Here is a 20,754-nt window from a genome sequence, read left to right as displayed (position 1 = left end):
TTGTTAGCAGTATTTTACTCTTGCTTGGTTTTTGTAACGACAATATCTAAAGCTTTTTCTATTTCAATTGAACTTTCTACATTTTTAATATGAATTTTTTCTTGAATAGAAACACTAATTTGAATTTCACGGCCTTCTTTTTTAGCTTTGGCCTTTGCTGAAAAAATTTTGTCAAATAACTTAGATATATAATAAACACTTAAACCAGCGACAACATTGCTGCCAATTGAAATAAGAACCTGAGTTACTTCAGGAACAGAGAAACCTTCCGTAATGCTAAGATACAACCCTTTTTCTGAAAAGTTATCAGACTCTTCAGAACTTATTGGTTGGAAGTATTCTCGACCGGGGCCGATTACTTTTATATTGAAAGACTGCAAATCTAAATCATTCATCCATAACTCCAGATACTGCTAACGCTTAGCTAACAGGCAAAATTAAATAAGCTAAAATCGAGCGAAGCGACGAGCTTATTTAATTTTGTCCTAGTTTAGCGCATTGTTAGCTGTGACTCTCTAGGAGCCCCGTAAATTGTTTAATAAGACCAGGTAGAACCGTTTGGTCTGTTTCAAAGCCGAACTCGAATGATTGAGATAACATTGAATGTTCAATAAACTCACCAGATACAACAACTTTGCCCATTTGATTGCAGCCAATAGTAATAACTTGATCTTCGTATTCTGCCTTAAGCTCTGCAACACCATTAAACGATAAGTTCATTTCACTTAGTTTTTTTAGAAACTCTTGAGCGTAATATTTGCCAAAGAAAAACTGCCTTTCGCAAGTAAGCCAACCAGACTTTACATATGCTAAGCACTGGTATGTGTCTGCACCCACATCTCTGATATTGCGAAACTCTAACTGCTTACTTTCATCATTTGTGTGGAGGTTTATATTCATGCTCATTTACAGCTAACGTCCGATTAACGGGTAAAAAATTGTGGGCTAAAATTGAGCGAAGCGAATAGCCCGCAAGTTTTTTATCCCTGTTTAATTGCTTGTTAAATTTTTATTTCTCCAGTAGTAGCTTTTCCTATGAAGGTTCTCAAAAGAATAAAAAAGAGGTAAACCATTTTTTTCGTAAATTACTTTTTTTACGCTTCTGGTCATTCCATTTGTAACAAGCTTATACGTCCAAACCCCGTTATTAAATGATGTTTTTAACACTCTGTTTGATTTTAAAAACTCATATTCACAGTCACCAGTTTTAAAAGGAGAACACTCACTTATAGTAGCTATATTATCTAATTCGTAATCACTATTTTGATAGCTTGTGAATCTTTGTCCATTATTAAACATGTATCTAGTAACAGGATTGAGGACACCTTCATTTAAAATATCAAAGTAATAATTTTCACCTTTAACCTTAGTAAGTTTATAAGTCACATTTTCTAATTTACCGCCGGAGAAAAGACTGAAGTTCAAAGAGTCGCCAATAGCCAAACTACTTTTCTGTATAACTTTATCTCTAGGAGTTAAAATCACACCATCAAACTGCTTTAGGGTTAGCGCTATTTTCTCATTATAATTATCAAAAGTTGCTTGTTCTGAAGTAGAGTTACAACCTGTCAAGAATAAGAGAAATAAAAGGGTAAAAATTTTATTCATACACAATAATTCAAAAAAAATTAACGCTAAGCTAAGCGGATTTTAAAGTTTGGCTAAAATTGGCGAGGCACGAGCCGAGCCAAACTTTAAAATTCCTTGCTTGAGCGCCTTGTTAAATTACTATTCACTGTTGCGTGTTGTTGCCCACTTTTGATCTGCTTCAGCATCAATAAACTCAGCGAGACCAACCATATCGATACCTAGTTGCAATAGCCATTGAAAATCAATTTTAGGCTGAGTATACCTACGCTTAAGGAGTTGTTCATAACTAGTATCTTTATATACGCTAAGCCGCTGAAGGTATTGCTCAGAACAGTGTCCATCACTATGTTGGATTACGTTTCTCACTTCCACAAGGTCATGTACAATAGGTAATTCAACTGGTGACTTTTTAGAATGAATGCCTATATGGAAAAGTTTCTGAAAACTATCTACCCTCTTAGGGTACGCACTCATTGCATGCTCTAAGATTTTCCTTTGAATTAGATTATCTTTAATGTCTTCTAAGTCGCCTAAGTCAAAAATCTCTTTGTTACTGAGCTGCTTTTGGTCATTAGCAAGTAGTTCAACATTTCTCCACAGAATGTCTTCTGTGATCTCATTTAGGAAAATTTCAAAATTGGTAGCTAATTGGGACACTGAGTGATTGAATAGATTTCTAGATAAGTTTCTAGATATCGAGTCAAAGTTTTTATCTTTAATCGTTATTTTTGGTGTCGGAAGCTCGTTAGAGTTATTACGATGACGATTTCTAGGAGCAAAAAGTTGAGGCTTAACTGAATAGTCAGAAATGGGCATTTTACTCCCAATATGGCTAAATAGAAGAACCTCGCTTATATAGTTAACCCATTCAGTTGTCCTGATACAAAAGTCATCCAAAGCATCTGACTTTTCACCGAGCGGCTCAATTTTAAATGGAAGCGTAATGTCAGTGATATCCACTGTGTTTATATTTAATCCCTTAGCCAAAGTTTCCTCCTGTAATTTAACGCTTGCCGTAAACGGCACAAAATAGCAGGCTAAAATTGGCGACGAAGGAGCACAAGCCTGCTGTTTTGTGTCCCTGGTTTAACGGCCTTGTTAGCTACCGCGAAGGTTTATCTGCATCAGGGTTAAAAAATAAGTAACCTGTAAGTAAAGCCCACATTGATATAAAAACTCCTAAGCATGAAACTACAAACCTAAATGCGATTTCTAAGTTGCTACCAACTACCTCTTGAGAAAGCATAGAAAAGATCACAAGAAGGATAATCATGCTTGAAGGTATCAACGCGTATTTAAAAGCCCTTTTGTACACTGGTTCATCAGACATACTTAAATCTCAATAGGTAGCTAACGCCCGATTAACGGGTAAAAAATTGTGGGCTAAAATTGAGCGAAGCGAATAGCCCGCAAGTTTTTTATCCCTGTTTAATTGCTTGTTAAATTTCTAACATATGGCTTGCTCCATTGCCTACTCTACCGTTATTTAAAGTCAGTAAGCCAGAACCATCATTGAATGCGTAAAATACGGAATACTTTTTTAAAATTTCTTTTAGCTCTTCGAGTTCGCTAGGGTTAGTGGGCTCAACTACCCATATTGATGCTGTGATATAAGCAGGATCTGTTCTGTTTATAGTACAGCAATAAGTAAAGTCTGCTAATTTTTCAATTAATGGACGAAACCCACCGATTTTTATGTTTCTATTTGCGAGCTGTGCTTCAAATGAAACGACCATTGCCATTTTAGAATAGTCTAGATCATTAATGTCAATATCATCAGATTTTGAATAACTTACTTTATATTGACCATCAGGAAACTTATCTGGCGCAGTCTCCATGACATGTGATAAAGCCTGAGGAGTTGGAAACCTAAACTCTATATTTTGAGCAGCTCCCATTAATGCGACAGATGTAAGAACCACGCCAGCCGTATTTTTTGCCCACTTTTTAAGTTTATCTTTTGTGGTAAACGTTTTAGTTTGCATTAGGTGCTCCAAAATTTAGGGAAATTTAACGCCCAACTAAGGGGCAATAATACAGTTGGCTAAAATATTGAGCGGAGCGAAAACAGCCAACTGTATTTTGTCCCGCTTTAGTTACTTGTTAGGTATACTTTAAGCCAAGCCTAACCTAGAACTGTACCTAAAATAATAACCAATACTACTAACATTATTAAAGCTAAATGCCAGAAATTATCTTTACCCAGTATTTTTAGGTTCTTTTTCATATGAGCGCACATTGCTGGAGTGAATTTAACACCACAGTGCCTACAAAAATTATCGCCATACGCTACTTTTTTGGAGCATTCGGTACAATTATAAATTGCTGAATGAAGTCGTCCTTCTGATGGGCTATCAATCCAATCGAAATCGTCCATGCTATCTCCGTATACCTAACGCCCTGTTAAGGGGCTGATAATGTTTGGCTAAAATGTGTAGCGTAGCGAAACCGAGCCAAACTTTAGCAGTCCCGCGCTTAAACAGCTTGTTAGGTACACTATACCTCCAAGCCCTCGCATAGGTTAGCAAATTTGGAATACAAATCAGCTAGCTCTTTATTCTTTGCTAATTCACTTTCGATAAATAGATGATCAAAACGTAATCGTTGTGGTGTAAATGGCGAATCAGATAAAGCATTATTTACGAAAGGAGTAATCTGTTCGAGTGACTCAGCAGATGCTGGAAACTCTATTTTTGCCTCCGAAATAAGATTTTTAAGATCTGTGGCTACTTGCACAATATTATCGTTTTTCACACTTCTATCCATGTGTACCTAACGCCGTTGTAACCGGCAAAAAATTGTTGGCTAAAATGTGAAGCGAAGCGTAACAGCCAACAGTTTTTTGTCCGCGTTGACGACCTTGTTATGCGTTGACACACAAACTTAGAAGCGCTTGCGCCTGCACTAATAAGCCAAACTTTAAACTAAAAAACACTCACCAAACCAAAAATTGCAAAGAAGCGTTCGACTGGTGAATGATGATTCTGGTCACAGCTTAAATTGAAAAACGAATAGCTAAGACCAAATTAAAACTTAATTACGCCACTGTACCTAAAAGCTGATTTGAAGAAAAGGCTTGAAGTAAAAACCGTTGTAAAGACAGCAATTTAAAGTGACGCATAACGCCGTTGTAACCGGCAAAAAATTGTTGGCTAAAATGTGAAGCGAAGCGTAACAGCCAACAGTTTTTTGTCCGCGTTGACGACTTTGTTAGGTTGCTTTTGCAGTTTAAACCCAATAAACACACAACTAATAAAGTACCCAGGCAATGCAACTAGTAAAAAAGATAATACAGAGCCTGGTCCATACTCACTAAATTTTACAAATTGAGATAAAAGTAGTTCAAACAAATAGATAAATGCAACAAATAAAATCAAGGTATAAAAACCAGATTTCGTTAATTGAGAACAGCTTTTTTCTTTGTATTTTTGAAAAATGAAATGCCAAACTATAAGAGTTGGAACACCAATTATTAAAAAGTAGAAAACCATGCCCGCAAAAATTAGCGGAATCCAAATTAACGACCCCTGATTGATTATCGGAACAGAGCTTAAGCAAATTGCTAAGAGTATAGCCCCCTTGAAAGATTCTTTAATGAATATTTTACGCTGCATTTTCCCCTGCAACCTAACGCCACAATAAACGGCACAAAATAGCAGGCTAAAATTGGGAGCGTAGCGGACACAGCCTGCTGTTTTGTGTCCGATTTTTAATTGCTTTGTTAGCATTACTCGCGTATATAGGCGAATAAATTATTTACTCTGAACATTTCTAACTGAACTGGAATTTTAGGTATTGTATCTATTATTGAAAAAGTAAAACCATGACTGAGCTTTTTGTCTTTAACAAATTCCAGGTAAATATTAACAAGATATAGAGCTGCTAATGACTCTAAAACGTTTTTCAAATTAGCTTTATTATAAAATTCATTTCGCTGATGCTTGACCTTGTTGTGGTTACTCCACCAGTCAGGGGAGATATTTTCTTCCCATGATTTCCACGGAATAAAACTTAGCCCATATTTATAACAAATAGCTGCTTGACCGTTAAAATCCTTTAATTCATCTGAAATAATCTGCCTATAATTATTAATATTTTTAGCACTTAATTCTGGTGATATTTCCTTACACAACTCTTTTAATACAACATCAATTTCTGAGCAAATAGAAAGATATAATCGTACCATCTCTATTGAATATGTAGAGAAGTTACTCTCCGTAAACTCTACATAACGAGATAACTTTTCTACATCCGCCTCAAGAGAAAAATAATAAGGCCAATAGGAATGCACTGTGATGACAAATTCTCCTGTAATGCTAACGCCTTAATAAACGGCGAAAAATAGTAGGCTAAAATAAGCGACGAAGGAGCGCAAGCCTACTGTTTTGCGTCCACGGTTTAATTAATTTGTTATATTGCAAATGCACCAAACATAATTAAAGCGACGATTACAAAAGCAACAAGAAAGTATTTACTTAACCCTTGAACCGATTTCATTTCTTGTTGGTAAGTTACCTTTACCTTGTTCACTTCACTTTTGTTCTTGCCAAAACAATACGGGCACTCTTCAAAGTCTTCTGACACAGGAAAACTACATTTAATACATTTTCTGGGAGCTCTAGCACGAAGGCTCGGCTCTCCGAGCAGAAAGCTAACTTCGTTTGTTTCAGTAACTCCCGAATACCCAACATCTTTACTTAACCTTTGCCTAGATGTATTTAATTGAGCTGCTTTATATTCATTATCCAGCTTTATTTTTTCGGCATTACTCACAAAAGCTCTCGTGGTAGCTCAAAATTACAAAACTCACAATGCGATAATCTTCGATTGAAAATAGTCTTATCGCAATTTGGACATTTATACTTCATATTTGATTGCAATTGGTGTTACCCACAAAAAATAGACACCTAACTATGCAGCCTTTACCGCTCGTTCTTCAAACTCGACCGGACTCAACCCGTCGTTTGCTGAATGCCTTCTTTTGCGGTTATAAAATATCTCTATGTACCCAAATATACCTGAACGTGCTTCCGCAATCGACTGATAATTCTTCGCGTAGATTAATTCAACTTTCAACCTCGCATAGAAAGACTCCATTACCGCATTATCCCAGCAGTTTCCTTTTCTACTCATACTTCGCTTTACACCTAACCTTTCAAGGTAATTGACGTAGTTTGTTGACCTATATTGAGAGCCTCTGTCTGAGTGAATAATGAGCCCAGGTGCTACACCTCTTGCCGCCGTCGCCATTTTCATCGCTTGCGTAATAAGTTGCTCTGTCATATTCACATCTAAGCTCCAACCTATTATCTTACGGGAATACAAGTCCATCACTGTCGCCAAATAAAGCCATCGCTTGTGTACCCACACATAAGTGATATCCGTCACCCACTTTTGATTTGGACCCGTTGTGGTAAAGTCTCGCCACAGCAAATTGTCTGCAACATTGTGCATCGTTAACGTATGGCTACCATAGTTAAATGCCTTACCGTTACGTGCAACTATGCCTTGCTCACTCATTATCTTGGCAATGTAATTTACTGAGCAGCGATGACCCAAAGCATTCAATTCTTGCGTTATTCTCGGTGCACCATAAGCTGCTTCGAATTCTTCAAAGGTATCTTTGACTAGTGATGTAATGGCGTCACGACGCTTTGACCGTATACTTGTCGGCTGTAATCGCCAGCGATAAAAGCCTGAACGGTGAACACCAAGTACCCGGCACATAAGTTGGATACTATATTGAGCCAAGTATTCCATCATGAGTGCGTACTTCACTCTTGGTTTTTCGCGAAGTACGCAGAGACCTTTTTTAAAAACTCCATTTCATCTTTTAAACGCTTATTTTCTCTGCGAAGACGACGCAACTCTTCACTTTCTTGTTTGGAGTAGTCTACGCCATCCAAGGTATTAAACTGTTTATCTGAGAGTCGTTTAAATTGCCGTTTCCAGTTGGATATTTGCTGCGCACTGATACCGAGTTCCTTGGCAACTTGGGCCTGTGTTACACCTGGTTTCTCTGAGCGTTTAACAGCTTCTTTGCGGAATTCTTCTGTGTAATGTTGATGTTTTTTATGAGCCATGTGACACCTCAATCTCTGTTAAATATAACTATAGAGGGTGTCTACATTTTGTGGGTAACTCGGCAATATAACGCCTTAATAAACGGCGAAAAATAGCAGGCTAAACTAAGCGAAGAATGAGCGCAAGCCTGCTGTTTTGCGTCCATTGTTTAATTAATTTGTTATGTTGCAATTCTTACATTATCTACTTTACAACGAAACTGGAATAGTTTGCTTAAGAACTCAGGATGAGAATAATGCCCTTTTAGTTGAGCAACTCTTCTTTTACCTAGCCTACGATCTAGAATTGTTAGTGCCTTAATAAGGTCATTGTTAGATTCAAGCGCTTCATCTATTGATAAGCTTAGATATTCGTTTAATGAGTTATAGAAATCGTATTGCGAGTGCAGTCCTTGCTTTTTAGTTATGTCATCAGCTTGTTCATAGGCTTGATAATATTCTACTTGGTGTTCTGGATTTCTAAAATCAGTTGACCCTGATATGTTACGAAGCTCTGTAGCTATTTCATATTCTTTATTCCAAGTTGAAATCGTACAAAAGCTGGCTATTTCTTCTTTATCAATAGTGATATATCCACGACCTTCATTATCGTGAGTTTTGTTATACCTTACACTTCTTAGTTCAACTCTTCCTTTCACAGAATCAGCAAAAAAGCTTTCGATATTCTTCTTCAATTTACTCCATTGCACGATACTTTCCTTGCAACATAACGCTTGCCTAACCGGCGCGAAATAGCAGGCTAAAATTAGCGACGAAGGAGCGCAAGCCTGCTGTTTTGTGTCCTTTGGTTTAGGCACTTGTTAGGCAACTTCTCTCAGATGGTTAATGTTTATGGTAGGAACACTAAATTGGCAAAAGTGACTATAAGCACGAAAGTCATCAGTAATTACTAAGCAGCTTAGACTAACACCGGCCTGTATAACTGACATATCTGTCACTCCTACATAGTTAAAACCGTTTGCACTTAGTACTGTTTCTTTGCTTATGTACTCTTCATCGAACAAAAACAATGTGGGTAGGACTTTATCTAAGAATTGATCAATTTCTTTACCTAGTTTTTCTACAAAGTTCCAAGTCTCAGCCATAACCTGTGGTGTTACAATGATTTTTGAAAATCTGGATACGTATGATTCAAGCCACTCGAAATCTTCAACAGTGTACATTGATGTGCGCTTAAATTTTGGAACAAGTGATTTATCATATGTACCAATTAAATACATTACTAATAAATTTGTATCTAGTAAAACACCCTGTTTACCATATTGCCTAAGAAGTTCTTCGAGCATTATTATATAGTTCTAATCTTCATAGAAATCACTTCACCAGTTTCGACTTCAACCTTAAAAATTTTGTACTCTTTATTTTTAGGTTTATTTATGGCGTAGGTCATTTCAGCTATGCCCAAGGTTATTAGCCATACATTTTCAGTATTATCCTTCTCAATTTCTTCAACACTCAATTGAACCATTTCTTCACTTAATGATTTGTAGTAATCTGCTGCTGCTTTAGTTGCTTGTGCTGCTGTAATATCCATCATATTTCCTAAAAAGAATTAATTTTCTAAATTATATGTTAATGCCCTGAAGTAGAACAATATGCTAACTGCAAATAGTTGCCTAACGCCTTAATAAACGGCGGAAAATAGCAGGCTAAACTAAGCGAAGAATGAGCGCAAGCCTGCTGTTTTGCGTCCACTGTTTAATTAATTTGTTATATGCCGCTATCTCGAATAAAGGTGAGCTAGTGGTGTAACAAGCAAAATAGTTAAAAGCATTAGCCCAGACCAGACTATGTAGCTAGTTACTCTGGTTAGTGATAAAGCAACCTTATCACCAGATTTAGTGTACATAACCCTTGAAACAGCTATTAAACCAAATGAGACGAGGTAAGTAATAAGTGTCATTGAAACACCAAGTGAAATCCCTTCTCCATTGCTCCCATAAAATTTATAGAGCATCCATAACGCACTTAAAAATCGCTCACCTACACCGTATAACATGATAAAGCTTATAAGAAGAAACACTAAAGCTATAGAACGGTTCAAAAATATCATAGGCATATAACGCTTAGCTAACAGGCAAAATTAAATAAGCTAAAATCAAGCGAAGCGATGAGCTTATTTAATTTTGTCCTAGTTTAGCGCTTTGTTATATGCAAATTACACCACACTATCACCTGTATTATTCTGATTAATATCGTTTTTTAAAACCAAAATGGCAAGGTAAATCAAACCTAGTGGAGGGATAAATGATAATAAAAAGCCAATTAAAGTGGCTATTATAGGTGTGTTAGTTTTACGTTTTCCTAAATAATAACTTAAGATGCCAATAACAATTACAGAGATAAATATTATCTCTCCAATTAGTGTTGCATTGATATTCATGCTTAACTCTCCTTTTGCATATAACGCCGCATTAAGGTGTGAGCAACGCTACCACGAAACCCAACCGCTCCACCGTAAACACAAAACCCAACGATGGAATGAAAAATGCCAAGCGTTGGGAATCACTCTTGAATGCTTTGTTATGAGTTCATTAGTCAATGGCTGCAAAGTTTAAATTGGAAACCATAGTTACAATATCCAGAGACCTTTTATTGCAAAATTGCCTAATCATTTCCCAAAGGTTTGCCTCTGTACCTTGTAAACAAATCCAAAATACACTTTGCCCATTATATTCTTGATCTAAGGATAAAAAGCCTGCTCTTTCTATTTCTTGAAAGACTTGAAACAAATAATTAGGATTAACTTGTGTAATTCTCTCCATTTCATATGGATCTACAAATATATTTTCTGTGCTTTGACCATAAACACCCTGTTCGTACTGAGCTCTGGAAAGAGATAAAGCAAACAATTTTTTAGCATCTGGAGAAAAAGCTGATAATTTAGAGATCGCCAAGTTAAATGCATTAACATCTTCTTCGATATGTTCAGGTTCACGATTATCTACCCCATATAACTCAATGTATAAATTAGCTAAAGACTGAATCGTAGGAACTGAAATTGAAGACGTTACATCTGTAAGTGATGATTGCATCTGATTAATAAATCGGTCTATATTCGAGTATATCTCTTCATGCTGTCTCTTAATCTCTTGCATTTTCCATACTGGATACATTTGAACCTTATCTGTCTCAATATGATGGTCATAACACATAAGCATCAAGTTTTCGAAAGCACGACGAGATTCATTCGTCATATTTGGATTAAAGCGTTCTCCCCCAGGTAGAGCTGCCTCTATATGGCATATTTGCCCTACAAAATTACCATCATTGTTAAACATCGGATGGTTACATCCAGGAAAAGCACACTGATTACCAGATAATGAATATAAACGCCTCAACGTTTCTGTGAGAGGTTGTAATCTTTTTGGAGTTTCCAATATATAAATCCTTCTTTTAAATATGAATTTTAAGCGCAAGCCTTTAAGAACTCATAACGCTTAGCTAACAGGCAAAATTGAATAAGCTAAAATCGAGCGAAGCGACGAGCTTATTTAATTTTGTCCTAGTTGAGCGCCTTGTTATGCGTTGACACACCATTTTCAAAGCGCTTGCGCCTGCACCAAGGAGCTAAACTTTTATTTATAAAAACATTCACCAAACCTAAAATTGCAAAGAAGCGCTCGACTGGTGAATGATGATTCTGGTCACAGCTTAAATTGAAAAACGAAAAGCCAAGACCAACTTAAAACTTGATTACGCCACTGTACCTAAAAGTTGATTTGAAGAAAAGACTTGAAGTAAAAACCGTTTTAAAGACAGCGATTTAAAGTGACGCATAACAGCTTTTTCAAGGGAATTTTTCCTGATTTTGTCGGTAGAAAATCGGGAAAGATTCCTGTTAATTTCATTAACAATATAGTGTTTCTTAAACAGACTCAACACCTTATAAAATTCATGCGTCAAAAACGGGAATTGTAAACGGATAAAATCAGGCATTATAAAAATATTTGCATACTGCCGAGCTTGAACTACTGTTTATTTATACATGCAAACAGATTTGTTACTCATGGCTAATTCACCATTTTTGAATGCTTTAGAAAGGTATATGGTTACGCGTAGGTATGCAAAACGCACGATCCGTACATACGTTTATTGGGTTTATCAATATATTGTGTTTCATAACAAGCAACATCCAAAAGATATGAATGCGAACCATGTTGAGCAATATTTAGAATATCTTTCTAACGATAGAAATGTTGCTGCGAGTACCCAAGCAACGGCTTTAAATTCATTAGTATTTTTATACCGAGAGTTTTTAAAATTACCTTTTGATCGAAAGATAACCTTGTCAACTGTTACTCTCCTCCAGAGTACTGAATCTATATGCGCTATGAACAATGTAACAAATTTAGAATTTTTATGCCTTGAAATAATGGCTCATACCAATTATTGAAGCTTAAAGATATTCTGAACTGCTTTATACATACCTTATTCTAAATCCTGAAAGACATTAGAGGCTATATGTTAGTATTGTAATTGCATTATTTATCGGATGATCATCTGGATCTGTAAATGGCAAAGTATATATCCTAGTAAATCCTGTTGAAGCAATGTTATTTGTTATTTTTGCAATTCTCATCTCCTATGAATTAGCATTGAGACTAATTCATAAGAGTGCATTATTTGCTATATATTAGTGTTACCGCTTTTGGTGTTTGAAGCATAAGTTGACATAAACAACAAAGTTACTTCAATCACTTAGAATCAAACTTGAAGTGTAAGTTGGCATAAAATTGAAGCATAAGTCTGCAAAAAATGATTTGTTTCAGGGATTGGTATACCAGACTCAGCTTCTTTAATCATGCTGAAGATTTTCCTATTTTAGTTATTAGAAAGCTCTACTTTTGACTATTTCATTTTTTTAGTGATTTACAATACCTATACGGTGCTGAAACAAATTAACCTAGAAGCTCAGCTACCTGCTATTTTATATTGCTAGTAGAACCTTACAGAAAAGGGTTAATGCCTATTCAAATAATCAAGATACATAAGTATTTTTCTGGGAGAGCTCCAGTTTGAGAAGGCAAATTTTTAGCGCTTCTCTAACTGAAATGCGAAAGTATCAACAAGCTATATTAGATTCAAGTTTCCTCTCTAACTCAATAGCATCTATTGGCTTACTAAAGTAATAGCCCTGGAACCTATTTGTTCCCCAATCCCTGAGGCTCTCAACTTGGGCCTTTGTTTCAACTCCTTCGCTTATTATTTCAAGCTCTAAAACTTTACCTATAGAGATAATCAGTTCAGCCAAAGCACTATTTTCAGGGAGGTCATCAACAAAGCTTTTATCAATTTTCAAATATTTTATGGGGAGTTTATTTAAATACGACAAGTTAGAAAAGCCAGTCCCAAAATCATCAAGGGCTAATTTAACTCCAATTTTATTTAAGTTATCTAAAGTATTAATAGTTTGGTCAACATTTTCTATGAAGGCAGATTCTGTAATTTCAAAAATTAATCTGTTAGCTTCAACATCATAATTTTCCAAAGTTTCTTTTGTAAACGTTAAGAAGTCTCTTTCAATTAGCTGCAAAGGGCTCACATTTAAGGACACAGTAAAGTTTTCATAACTCTTACTTTTCCAAATACTAATTTGTTTAATTGTTTCCTCAATAACAAACTTACCGATATCTACTATCTTTCCTGACTTTTCCGCAACAGGAATAAACTCATTTGGGGACATGATTTTCCCTCTTGTGGTGTTGCATCTACACAACGCTTCAATTGAGAGTATTCTAGAAGAATGAGCACATACTATAGGCTGAAAAAGTAGGAAAAACTTAGCTTCTTCTAATGCAATATCTATTTGCTTATTTATAAATTCAAATTTATTAAATTTATGCTCGAGCTTGATGCTATATTCAACAATTCCTTTTTTTACTGAAAATTCCGACTCATTAAGAGCTAGTTTTACCTTACTTAATACATCTACATCATGAGCCTCATTGTTAATTGAGTCATAGAAACCTATGTTGATAATTAGTTTAATTTTTATAGAATCAACGAAAAGAGGAGCTTCTAATTCTTCTAGGAAAGAGCGCAAATGGATGACATTTAACTTTGTAGATTTTTGATACCGTATTGCAAACTCACCAGTTTTTAAAAGATAGAGTGTATGGTTTTCATTGCCTGATAATACAAGCTTTTTTGATAATATGTTTAAGACCTTCTCTGAAAACTTTTTACCATATTGATAAGTAATATTATCAATATTTGATATCTTCAACATTGCCAAAGAGCTATATTTCTCATTACAAATATCTTCTTCTAGCTTAACTTCATTTGGTAACCCTGTGAGAGCATCATGACGACTTTTAAATTTACTAATTTCCTCACTTAAAAAACTCTCAGTAATATCTCTTACTATCAGTAATTTAGAACCTAAACCGGATAGAGGCAACACAACAGTTTTAACTTGATATATATTATCCACAATTCCTTGTACGGATGCGGATAGAGGTTGATGCCAATTTTCGTTTTCCTGCAAATAGTCTACGCTTTCACCAGTGTAATAATTTGTAAATTTAATTGTATCTTTTAGATTAATCTTCTTTGTCTTTTCATTATTTAGAAGCAAGCTTTTTTTTGCTGATTTATTTATCAGTGTTATTCGACTTTTATTATCGATACAAATTACACCGTCAGTTATTGACTCTAAGACACTTTTCAAAAAGTCTTTTTCTTTTTTTAATGATTCCGCAAGCCTCACTTCATTTGTTATATCTTTACAAACAAGTAAGCTATACGTAGCTTTTGAGCTTGAAGAGTAAAAATCCTGAGTAAATGTTTCAACGTAAATGTTTTTTTCAAATTTAGAACTAATTGTACTAATTTCACTCTCAGACCAGCTTCCTTCATAATTAATAAATCTGTTTATTTTTTCACCTACCACTTCTGTGCGCTCAAAGCCTGTTAGAGAAAGCCATTTATCACTTACAGTAATAATATCTCCATTTTTCTTATAGGAAAGCATCGCTGAAGGTGTGTTTGTATAAATACTTTCCATTTCATCTTTAATTCTCCCCAGCTTTATTGCCTCATATTGTATTTTATACTTACCAACAGAGATCAAAGCAGGAGGTAATAGTGTTAAGGAAAGAGTCAGAATAACTTGGGTCACACTTTCTATATTTAACTCTGCAGTAACCCCTACCTTCGCAATGAAGAAAACCATACTTACACCATTGATAAAAATGATTGGTGCAACAATTTTATATGAACTAAAAATTGCAATAAGAATTAAAAATGATAATACAAATACAAAAGGGAATTGTATAAAGTAGAATGAGCAACTTTGAACAAGCACGCTAATAAGACCATATACAGCTATTTCAATCCCTTGCTTTTTACTAAATGTATAGGCTGTTTTTTGTTGCTTAATTAACAACAAAGAAGGATATGTAATTACTCCCCCAAGAACCGACCCCACAAACCAAGTACAAATTAGTTTTAATATGTTTTGTTCTGAAATGAGAGTTAATGCAGCTAAACCAGCAAAAAAAGCACCAATTAAGCTTGGAATTAAAAGTAAAACTAGAAAGACTAAAATTTGGTACTCTAACTTCTTTGTATGAAGATTCCGGTTTAAATTTTTAACAATAAAAGCGACACTTGTAACTTCTGCTATATCACCTACAAGAATAGAAACTGATTCGTTAAAGGAATAAAAAGAAAAACCGTAGTCTACGGTAAGACTGCCTATGATTATCGCAATCAGTATTTGAGCCCTCATTTCTTTTTTGCAAGTGCCAAGAATGAAGCCACATACAATATTAGAGTACCAAATAGAAGCCATTGAAGGCTCACTGTCTATACTTGCTAAAGTTAAATAGCCTAAGACAACATACAAGAAAAAGACTTCAAAAAAAGAATAGATTGACCTCTTAAACATAACTATCTCTTTTGTTGTTATGGAGATGAAACAAAACTAGAATAATTGCGAAAGACTGAATATAGCACAAAATAACTAATTTATGTTAATGGGTAGTGAATAACCTCTTTTATTATGAAATAATTTCGCCTCCAAGGAAGATAAAAGCCGTAATACCTTACTTCTGAACTAACGCTTTTTTACAATTTAGTAATTGCTCTATTTTTATTTGTAATTAAAAATGGAACAAATTATTTTGAGTTACTTTAAAAATGTTAAAAAAATTCTCACTTATACCTATTATTATATTTATCTCATCAGCTTGTACGTCTGAAACTAATTCGGATCAATTGAAAACAAAAGCTATTCAAGCTGATATTAAAGTTTCTTCGAATGGAGATAGAGCAAAAGTTACTGTAGAGCTAAATGCTGGTAATAGCTTTGGTTCGAATATTAGACTTTCAGATGGAGATAAAATTATTGCTTCAACAAGTACAGAGCAAAAAGTATTAAAAGAAGATATCGATATTTTGGATATTGATTATGAAGGACGATTTGGCTTAACTGATGACAATACAAATTATTACATAGAACTAAAAAGACAAACAGAAGAAAATGCTTTCTCACAGGTGAGCTTGCCTCTTAATTTCGAATTTATTACGCCAACTCAAATATCCAGTATCAATTATAATCAGGATCTTTTCATTCAACTAGATGGCTCTGACCTGAACAGTAATACTCAGCTGATCTTAAATTATGGATGTAAAAATGGCATTAGTGGTACATTTTCAGGTTCGACTAATGTTAGCTTTATAAACCCATCAAGCACTTCGATGAACTTATCTGAGCTAGGTATTTTTCTCAAAGAAGACACTAAAGGCTTCTCTGATTGCTCTCTCGACATTATTGTTGAGAGATACAGAGAAGGAGAAATCTCTAATTCTTTCTCTTCAAATAGCCGGATCCTAGGTATTCAAACAAGAGAAATTAAGAATATAAAACTGATATTTTAATCTTTTTAATTATAAGTAAGGTCAAATATATCGTATCAATTAGGTGTGAGTTTTTTTAACTCACACCTAATTGATAGTTTCTAATACTATAAACCTAGTTGCTAGTAGTGTTTATAACTTCTATAAATAAAACGCTTTTGCATTAATAGCTATCCATTTAGAAAAAACAGGTTTCAATACCCTCTGCACTCATAGGCATATGAATAAAATAGCCTTGTATTGCATCTACTTGTAACCCCCTGCATGTGAAGTAATCTTCTTCGGTTTCTACACCCTCAGCGATTATATTTACATTGATAGTTTTCAACAGGACAACTAGGCCACTTAATAGGCGTTCTAATTTCAACGATTTTGATGCGCTTGGCATTAGAGTTCTGTCTATTTTAACTGTATCAATGGGAAAGTTATGTAAATGAGAAATTGATGAGTAACCTGTCCCAAAGTCATCTAATGACACTTTACAACCAAGTTTTTTTAGCTCTCCAATAACTTTTTTCGTATCCTCTAGGTCAGTAAGTAAAGCTGTCTCCGTTAGTTCCAAGTCAATCAGGCTAGGAGAAACATTGTATAAATTTGTATATTTTTCTATAATGCTAGGAAGCTCTTTGTCTGCCAACTGCTTAGATGAAAGGTTAATTGCCATTGTTATTGGGGATGTATTTTTTTCTTTCCAAATGCTCAATTGCTCAATTGATGTTTTCAAAACCCATTCACCTATTTCGAATATAAGGTGCGATTGTTCCGCAATTGGAATGAACAAATCTGGCCTAATCAATTCATTGTCAACTGTCAGTCTTATTAGTGCTTCTACTCCAATGATGCTTGTAGTTTGAGGACATACTAATGGTTGATATTCAAGAAAGAACTGTTGTTCTACAATGGCATTTTTTAATTTGTTTTCGAGCAAATATTTCGATAGGAACTCATCCTGCATCTGACTTTCAAAAAAGCGAAATTGATTACGCCCTAATTCTTTGGCTCTGTACATAGCTATATCAGCAAACTTTAATAATTCTTTATCGTTGTTGCTGTCGTCTGGGAATACTGAAATGCCTATGCTTGCAGTTATATTGATATTATAATTTTCAATTTGAAAAGGCGTATTTAGCTGGAATAAAATGCGTTGGGCAACCCGTATTGCGGCACTTGGAGAAAGGATATTAATAATTGTTATTCCAAATTCATCGCCACCCAACCTTGAAAGTAACTCGTTGGTTCTTAAAACGCTTTTAACTCTCTTTGTTACTTCAATTAAAAGCTGATCACCAATATCATGCCCGTAATTGTCATTTACAAACTTAAAATGGTCTAAATCAATTAACAATAAGGCCAATTTATCGTTGTTGCGAAGGTGACTGTGGGATTCTCGGTTTAACGTTTCATCAAAATAATAGCGGTTAGTCAGGCCTGTTAGACTATCATGTTCAGCTAGTATCTTAGTTCGTTGGTAACTCGACAATAGGTTCCTTTCTAAGTCAGCCCTAGCCTGAGCATTAACCATTGCTCTTTGTAACCTGAATGAATTTATTTCTGTTTTAACAAGAAAATCTTGTGCTCCAGCCTTAATGCACTTTAATGCGATTGTGTCATCGGTAGAAATACTAACCATCACTATCGCTACACTTGGGTCTATACTTTTACTTTTTAAATTTACCAGTAATTCTATACCTGAAGATGTTGGTAGATTGTAATCCAACAAAACTACATCGAAAGCATGCTTTTCAATACAATCTAGTGCTGCTTGAACCGTATTCGCTTCAAAAATAATGGTTTCTATGGTGCTCCCCATTATCGCTCGCTTCATAGCTTCTCTATCGATAATATCATCATCAACAATTAAAATTTTCACAACGCTCCCTATCAACCTCTAAGGTAATTGAACTACTTTCCAGTAGCTGTCTAGCATATCAACTACACCAATAAACTGTTCACCTACTTTGCCTTTAACAAAGTAGCCCGCAACATTGTTCTTATAGGAAGCCTCAATATCCTGTTTGGCCTCAGACGTTGTCAAAATAAATACCACTGCATCCGAGTGAACGGGATCTTTTCTGAGGCACTCTAGAAATCCGACTCCTCCTAACTTTGGTAATCTCAGGTCGAGCAATATAATGTAAGGTTTCTGAATCATATTTTGATTTAGCAATTGCAATGCCTGAACCCCATCAACGGCCCTCACTATTGGGTTTGCAATTCTTTGCTTTGAAAAGCTTCTCTCAATTGTAAGTGCATCTACATCATCATCTTCAATAAGTAGTAATGTAATGTCTTTTGAATTGCTCATAATCTGACAAATCTCCTTTTATCTCATTTTTTGTAAGGCCAAGAAATTATAACTTTTGTTCCATCAATGCCATCGGACTCTATATTTAAAGATCCACCAAGATTTTCCATTACTCTACTGGCAATAGCTAACCCCATGCCGCTACCCTCAACTTCATCTCTTGGTTTCAATGTCTGAAACATTTTCCGAACTTGATTGTGATATTGAGGCTCTATGCCAGGACCATCATCTATTACTTTAATAGTAGTAAAATATTCGTCAAATTCACACTTTATATCAATTTTTCCAGCCCCTATGTGATGATGTTTAATCGAGTTTGAAATTAGGTTTCGAAGTACTATTTCAATTGCTTCAGGCGAGCCCCAAATATTTTTATCATCCACGGTAATGCTGAATACTTCAGGAATATCTAATAAAAAACAAATATCCATGATTAGATCTTTTAAATTGATATGCTGGTTGGCATCTATTAAGTTGCTCAATTTAGTATACTCTAGGAGATCATCTAATAATGACTCCATTCTTCGAGTTCGTTGCTTTAACAGTTTTAAATGCTCCTTGGAGTCATTTGGCAGAATTGTTGAGCAGTCTTCAGAAATCCAAGTGACAAGTTGCTTAATCGCATTCAAGGGGGACTTTAAATCGTGTGAAGCAACATAATTGAATTGTTCGAGGTCTTTATTAATTCTTTCTAATTCAGAAGTTTCTTGCTTAAGCATTTTGGTAACTCTATCCGCATGCTTTAATGCTCTTTTATTTGCATATGTCACAGAAAAAATAATAAAAATGATCAGAAAATCTATAAATATTCCGCCAAATAGAATCAGTCTTGATTCAATATAGCTAACACTTCCTACAAACTCCTTGGTTGGTTCAAATTCAAACCGCCAATTTCTACCAAACATTTGAATAACTGAGGTTCTCTTTAAACTCGATGACTCAGCACTCGTTTCAAATCTAGAATTGGAATTTCCATCATAAATTATAGTGTCTTCATCATAAATACGTACATTTACCAAACGATGTTCGCTTGAGAGTGTCCCTTTCATTAAATGCTCCATAATGAAAGGGGCATAAACTACTCCTATTATAGAAGCCCTTTTTTGTTCGATGGTGTCCTGTGGCATTAAACTATCGTAAAAAGGTACATAAAAGAGAAAACCTGGACTTTTCTTTGAGTATTGAACTAATTCAATTGGCCCTGTTATTTGAGGTTCAGCCAAATCGCGTGCTTTTTTTAAAGCTAAATACCGATTTGATTCAAATGCCATATCTAAACCTAAAGCTTTTTCATTTGTTTCAATTGGTTCTATGAAAGTAATTGGCCATAGTTCACTTTCATTATGTGCCGGAAAGATTTTAAAAGAAGGTCTTTGAATTTTTACAGAATTAATGAAATCAATTTCATCCTTTTCATCTACGTGGTAAATGACTCCAAGCCCATGAATACCCGGAAAAGAATGGACTATATTAAGCCTTTGGTTATAGATCCTCCAAATTTCGGGAGTTACCTTGACTGGTAGGGTTTCAATAAATGCAACTCCACCTTGTAAAGCATTTTTATATAAATCCATCCGCTCAGTAACTTGCGAAGCAATCTGTTCAGAGTACCTTTCGAATCTTATTTGGTGCCTCTCTTGAATTGTCTTATTTGAGAAATACCAAGCTGAAAAAGTCAGTATAAATGAGGCTACGATGACTACCCAATGGATACTCGCCACTTTACTAGACTTGATCAACTCTCTTCTTGAAAAATCAGGATCAAAATCATCAACCAAAACTACGCTCCTTTTCGAATGTAGGGCTTTTATTAGTAAGCCTACTATATTGCATTTAAGGTTCTCAGATTTTGGTCGTCAAGAAAAAACGAAGTGTAAATAGATTTATCTTAATACAAGTAAATCTGATCCT

General features: G+C 35.0%; 23 protein-coding genes. 2 read left to right on the top strand and 21 right to left on the bottom strand.

Features of this window, described 5'->3' with window-relative positions; translation table 11 throughout:
• Positions 1 to 14: 14 nt before the first annotated feature.
• The 17 genes from ACH784_RS18305 to ACH784_RS18225 form a co-directional block, all read right to left on the bottom strand.
• Complete coding sequence (locus ACH784_RS18305) at positions 15 to 395, bottom strand: hypothetical protein (RefSeq protein ID WP_404396292.1); 381 nt, start codon at positions 393 to 395, stop codon at positions 15 to 17.
• A 106-nt stretch (positions 396 to 501) separates the two neighbouring features.
• Entirely contained in the window at positions 502 to 900 is a 399-nt protein-coding gene (locus tag ACH784_RS18300; protein ID WP_404396289.1) for a hypothetical protein, read from the bottom strand.
• A gap of 90 nt (positions 901 to 990) precedes the next feature.
• Positions 991 to 1,608 (bottom strand): hypothetical protein, encoded by a 618-nt coding sequence (locus ACH784_RS18295; protein WP_404396288.1) that lies wholly within the window; start codon positions 1,606 to 1,608, stop codon positions 991 to 993.
• 120 nt (positions 1,609 to 1,728) lie between these two features.
• Positions 1,729 to 2,577 (bottom strand): hypothetical protein, encoded by an 849-nt coding sequence (locus ACH784_RS18290; protein ID WP_404396285.1) that lies wholly within the window; start codon positions 2,575 to 2,577, stop codon positions 1,729 to 1,731.
• Positions 2,578 to 3,029: 452 nt separating this feature from the next.
• Positions 3,030 to 3,575: a hypothetical protein gene (locus ACH784_RS18285; RefSeq protein WP_404396282.1), complete on the bottom strand. Its 546-nt coding sequence runs from the start codon at positions 3,573 to 3,575 to the stop codon at positions 3,030 to 3,032.
• Between the two features lie 140 nt (positions 3,576 to 3,715).
• Positions 3,716 to 3,967, bottom strand: a complete 252-nt coding sequence (locus ACH784_RS18280; RefSeq protein WP_404396280.1) for a hypothetical protein — start codon at positions 3,965 to 3,967, stop codon at positions 3,716 to 3,718.
• Between the two features lie 119 nt (positions 3,968 to 4,086).
• A complete protein-coding gene (locus ACH784_RS18275; RefSeq protein WP_404396277.1) occupies positions 4,087 to 4,344 on the bottom strand; it encodes a hypothetical protein in 258 nt (85 codons plus the stop codon).
• Between the two features lie 398 nt (positions 4,345 to 4,742).
• Positions 4,743 to 5,318 (bottom strand): hypothetical protein, encoded by a 576-nt coding sequence (locus ACH784_RS18270; protein WP_404396275.1) that lies wholly within the window; start codon positions 5,316 to 5,318, stop codon positions 4,743 to 4,745.
• Positions 5,318 to 5,881, bottom strand: a complete 564-nt coding sequence (locus ACH784_RS18265; RefSeq protein WP_237126965.1) for a hypothetical protein — start codon at positions 5,879 to 5,881, stop codon at positions 5,318 to 5,320. Before ACH784_RS18265 ends, ACH784_RS18270 begins: the two co-directional genes overlap by 1 nt.
• A gap of 119 nt (positions 5,882 to 6,000) precedes the next feature.
• The gene (locus ACH784_RS18260; RefSeq protein ID WP_404396273.1) at positions 6,001 to 6,363 is read right to left on the bottom strand and encodes a hypothetical protein; all 363 of its coding nucleotides are present in this window, start codon (positions 6,361 to 6,363) and stop codon (positions 6,001 to 6,003) included.
• Between the two features lie 138 nt (positions 6,364 to 6,501).
• Positions 6,502 to 7,368 carry an IS3 family transposase gene (locus ACH784_RS18255; protein ID WP_404396226.1) on the bottom strand — a complete coding sequence of 289 codons (867 nt, stop codon included), beginning with the start codon at positions 7,366 to 7,368 and terminating at the stop codon, positions 6,502 to 6,504.
• Complete coding sequence (locus tag ACH784_RS18250; RefSeq protein ID WP_404396223.1) at positions 7,365 to 7,673, bottom strand: transposase; 309 nt, start codon at positions 7,671 to 7,673, stop codon at positions 7,365 to 7,367. Before ACH784_RS18250 ends, ACH784_RS18255 begins: the two co-directional genes overlap by 4 nt.
• A gap of 161 nt (positions 7,674 to 7,834) precedes the next feature.
• Positions 7,835 to 8,362 (bottom strand): hypothetical protein, encoded by a 528-nt coding sequence (locus ACH784_RS18245; protein ID WP_404396270.1) that lies wholly within the window; start codon positions 8,360 to 8,362, stop codon positions 7,835 to 7,837.
• Positions 8,363 to 8,473: 111 nt separating this feature from the next.
• Positions 8,474 to 8,959 carry a PIN domain-containing protein gene (locus ACH784_RS18240; protein ID WP_404396269.1) on the bottom strand — a complete coding sequence of 162 codons (486 nt, stop codon included), beginning with the start codon at positions 8,957 to 8,959 and terminating at the stop codon, positions 8,474 to 8,476.
• A gap of 2 nt (positions 8,960 to 8,961) precedes the next feature.
• The gene (locus ACH784_RS18235; RefSeq protein ID WP_404396266.1) at positions 8,962 to 9,207 is read right to left on the bottom strand and encodes a hypothetical protein; all 246 of its coding nucleotides are present in this window, start codon (positions 9,205 to 9,207) and stop codon (positions 8,962 to 8,964) included.
• 624 nt (positions 9,208 to 9,831) lie between these two features.
• Positions 9,832 to 10,056 (bottom strand): hypothetical protein, encoded by a 225-nt coding sequence (locus ACH784_RS18230; protein WP_404396263.1) that lies wholly within the window; start codon positions 10,054 to 10,056, stop codon positions 9,832 to 9,834.
• 151 nt (positions 10,057 to 10,207) lie between these two features.
• A complete protein-coding gene (locus ACH784_RS18225) occupies positions 10,208 to 11,053 on the bottom strand; it encodes a hypothetical protein (protein ID WP_404396260.1) in 846 nt (281 codons plus the stop codon).
• A 608-nt stretch (positions 11,054 to 11,661) separates the two neighbouring features.
• On the opposite strand from ACH784_RS18225, the gene ACH784_RS18220 reads away from it, so the two are divergent.
• Complete coding sequence (locus tag ACH784_RS18220; protein WP_404396258.1) at positions 11,662 to 12,069, top strand: site-specific integrase; 408 nt, start codon at positions 11,662 to 11,664, stop codon at positions 12,067 to 12,069.
• Positions 12,070 to 12,738: 669 nt separating this feature from the next.
• Here ACH784_RS18220 and ACH784_RS18215 read toward each other — a convergent pair.
• On the bottom strand, positions 12,739 to 15,567 hold the full coding sequence (locus ACH784_RS18215; RefSeq protein WP_404396255.1) for an EAL domain-containing protein: 2,829 nt from the start codon (positions 15,565 to 15,567) through the stop codon (positions 12,739 to 12,741).
• Between the two features lie 251 nt (positions 15,568 to 15,818).
• Between ACH784_RS18215 and ACH784_RS18210 the strand changes: the two genes are divergently transcribed.
• On the top strand, positions 15,819 to 16,559 hold the full coding sequence (locus ACH784_RS18210) for a hypothetical protein (protein WP_404396253.1): 741 nt from the start codon (positions 15,819 to 15,821) through the stop codon (positions 16,557 to 16,559).
• Positions 16,560 to 16,716: 157 nt separating this feature from the next.
• Here the strand turns inward: ACH784_RS18210 and ACH784_RS18205 are convergent, their stop codons facing one another.
• From ACH784_RS18205 to ACH784_RS18195, 3 genes are read right to left on the bottom strand one after another with little or no spacing between them, the layout of a single operon-like run.
• Positions 16,717 to 18,408 (bottom strand): EAL domain-containing protein, encoded by a 1,692-nt coding sequence (locus ACH784_RS18205; protein WP_404396251.1) that lies wholly within the window; start codon positions 18,406 to 18,408, stop codon positions 16,717 to 16,719.
• Between the two features lie 18 nt (positions 18,409 to 18,426).
• Positions 18,427 to 18,843, bottom strand: coding sequence for a response regulator (locus ACH784_RS18200; protein WP_404396248.1), 417 nt, complete (start codon positions 18,841 to 18,843; stop codon positions 18,427 to 18,429).
• 23 nt (positions 18,844 to 18,866) lie between these two features.
• Entirely contained in the window at positions 18,867 to 20,621 is a 1,755-nt protein-coding gene (locus tag ACH784_RS18195; RefSeq protein WP_404396245.1) for a CHASE domain-containing protein, read from the bottom strand.
• Between the last annotated feature and the right edge of the window lie 133 nt (positions 20,622 to 20,754).

Origin of the sequence: Pseudoalteromonas phenolica (genome assembly GCF_044788725.1) — a bacterium.
Lineage (GTDB): Bacteria > Pseudomonadota > Gammaproteobacteria > Enterobacterales > Alteromonadaceae > Pseudoalteromonas > Pseudoalteromonas phenolica_C.
Note: the sequence above shows the minus strand (reverse complement) of the source record. Positions and strands in the feature narration are given on the sequence as shown.

What these genes read in the sequence shown, in the direction of transcription:
- ACH784_RS18305 (WP_404396292.1), bottom strand. Translation starts at nt 395, where the DNA reads ATGAATGATTTAGATTTGCAGTCTTTCAATATAAAAGTAATCGGCCCC.
- ACH784_RS18300 (WP_404396289.1), bottom strand. Translation starts at nt 900, where the DNA reads ATGAATATAAACCTCCACACAAATGATGAAAGTAAGCAGTTAGAGTTT.
- ACH784_RS18295 (WP_404396288.1), bottom strand. Translation starts at nt 1,608, where the DNA reads ATGAATAAAATTTTTACCCTTTTATTTCTCTTATTCTTGACAGGTTGT.
- ACH784_RS18285 (WP_404396282.1), bottom strand. Translation starts at nt 3,575, where the DNA reads ATGCAAACTAAAACGTTTACCACAAAAGATAAACTTAAAAAGTGGGCA.
- ACH784_RS18280 (WP_404396280.1), bottom strand. Translation starts at nt 3,967, where the DNA reads ATGGACGATTTCGATTGGATTGATAGCCCATCAGAAGGACGACTTCAT.
- ACH784_RS18270 (WP_404396275.1), bottom strand. Translation starts at nt 5,318, where the DNA reads ATGCTAACAAAGCAATTAAAAATCGGACACAAAACAGCAGGCTGTGTC.
- ACH784_RS18250 (WP_404396223.1), bottom strand. Translation starts at nt 7,673, where the DNA reads ATGGCTCATAAAAAACATCAACATTACACAGAAGAATTCCGCAAAGAA.
- ACH784_RS18240 (WP_404396269.1), bottom strand. Translation starts at nt 8,959, where the DNA reads ATGCTCGAAGAACTTCTTAGGCAATATGGTAAACAGGGTGTTTTACTA.
- ACH784_RS18235 (WP_404396266.1), bottom strand. Translation starts at nt 9,207, where the DNA reads ATGGATATTACAGCAGCACAAGCAACTAAAGCAGCAGCAGATTACTAC.
- ACH784_RS18230 (WP_404396263.1), bottom strand. Translation starts at nt 10,056, where the DNA reads ATGAATATCAATGCAACACTAATTGGAGAGATAATATTTATCTCTGTA.
- ACH784_RS18220 (WP_404396258.1), top strand. Translation starts at nt 11,662, where the DNA reads ATGCAAACAGATTTGTTACTCATGGCTAATTCACCATTTTTGAATGCT.
- ACH784_RS18215 (WP_404396255.1), bottom strand. Translation starts at nt 15,567, where the DNA reads ATGTTTAAGAGGTCAATCTATTCTTTTTTTGAAGTCTTTTTCTTGTAT.
- ACH784_RS18210 (WP_404396253.1), top strand. Translation starts at nt 15,819, where the DNA reads ATGTTAAAAAAATTCTCACTTATACCTATTATTATATTTATCTCATCA.
- ACH784_RS18200 (WP_404396248.1), bottom strand. Translation starts at nt 18,843, where the DNA reads ATGAGCAATTCAAAAGACATTACATTACTACTTATTGAAGATGATGAT.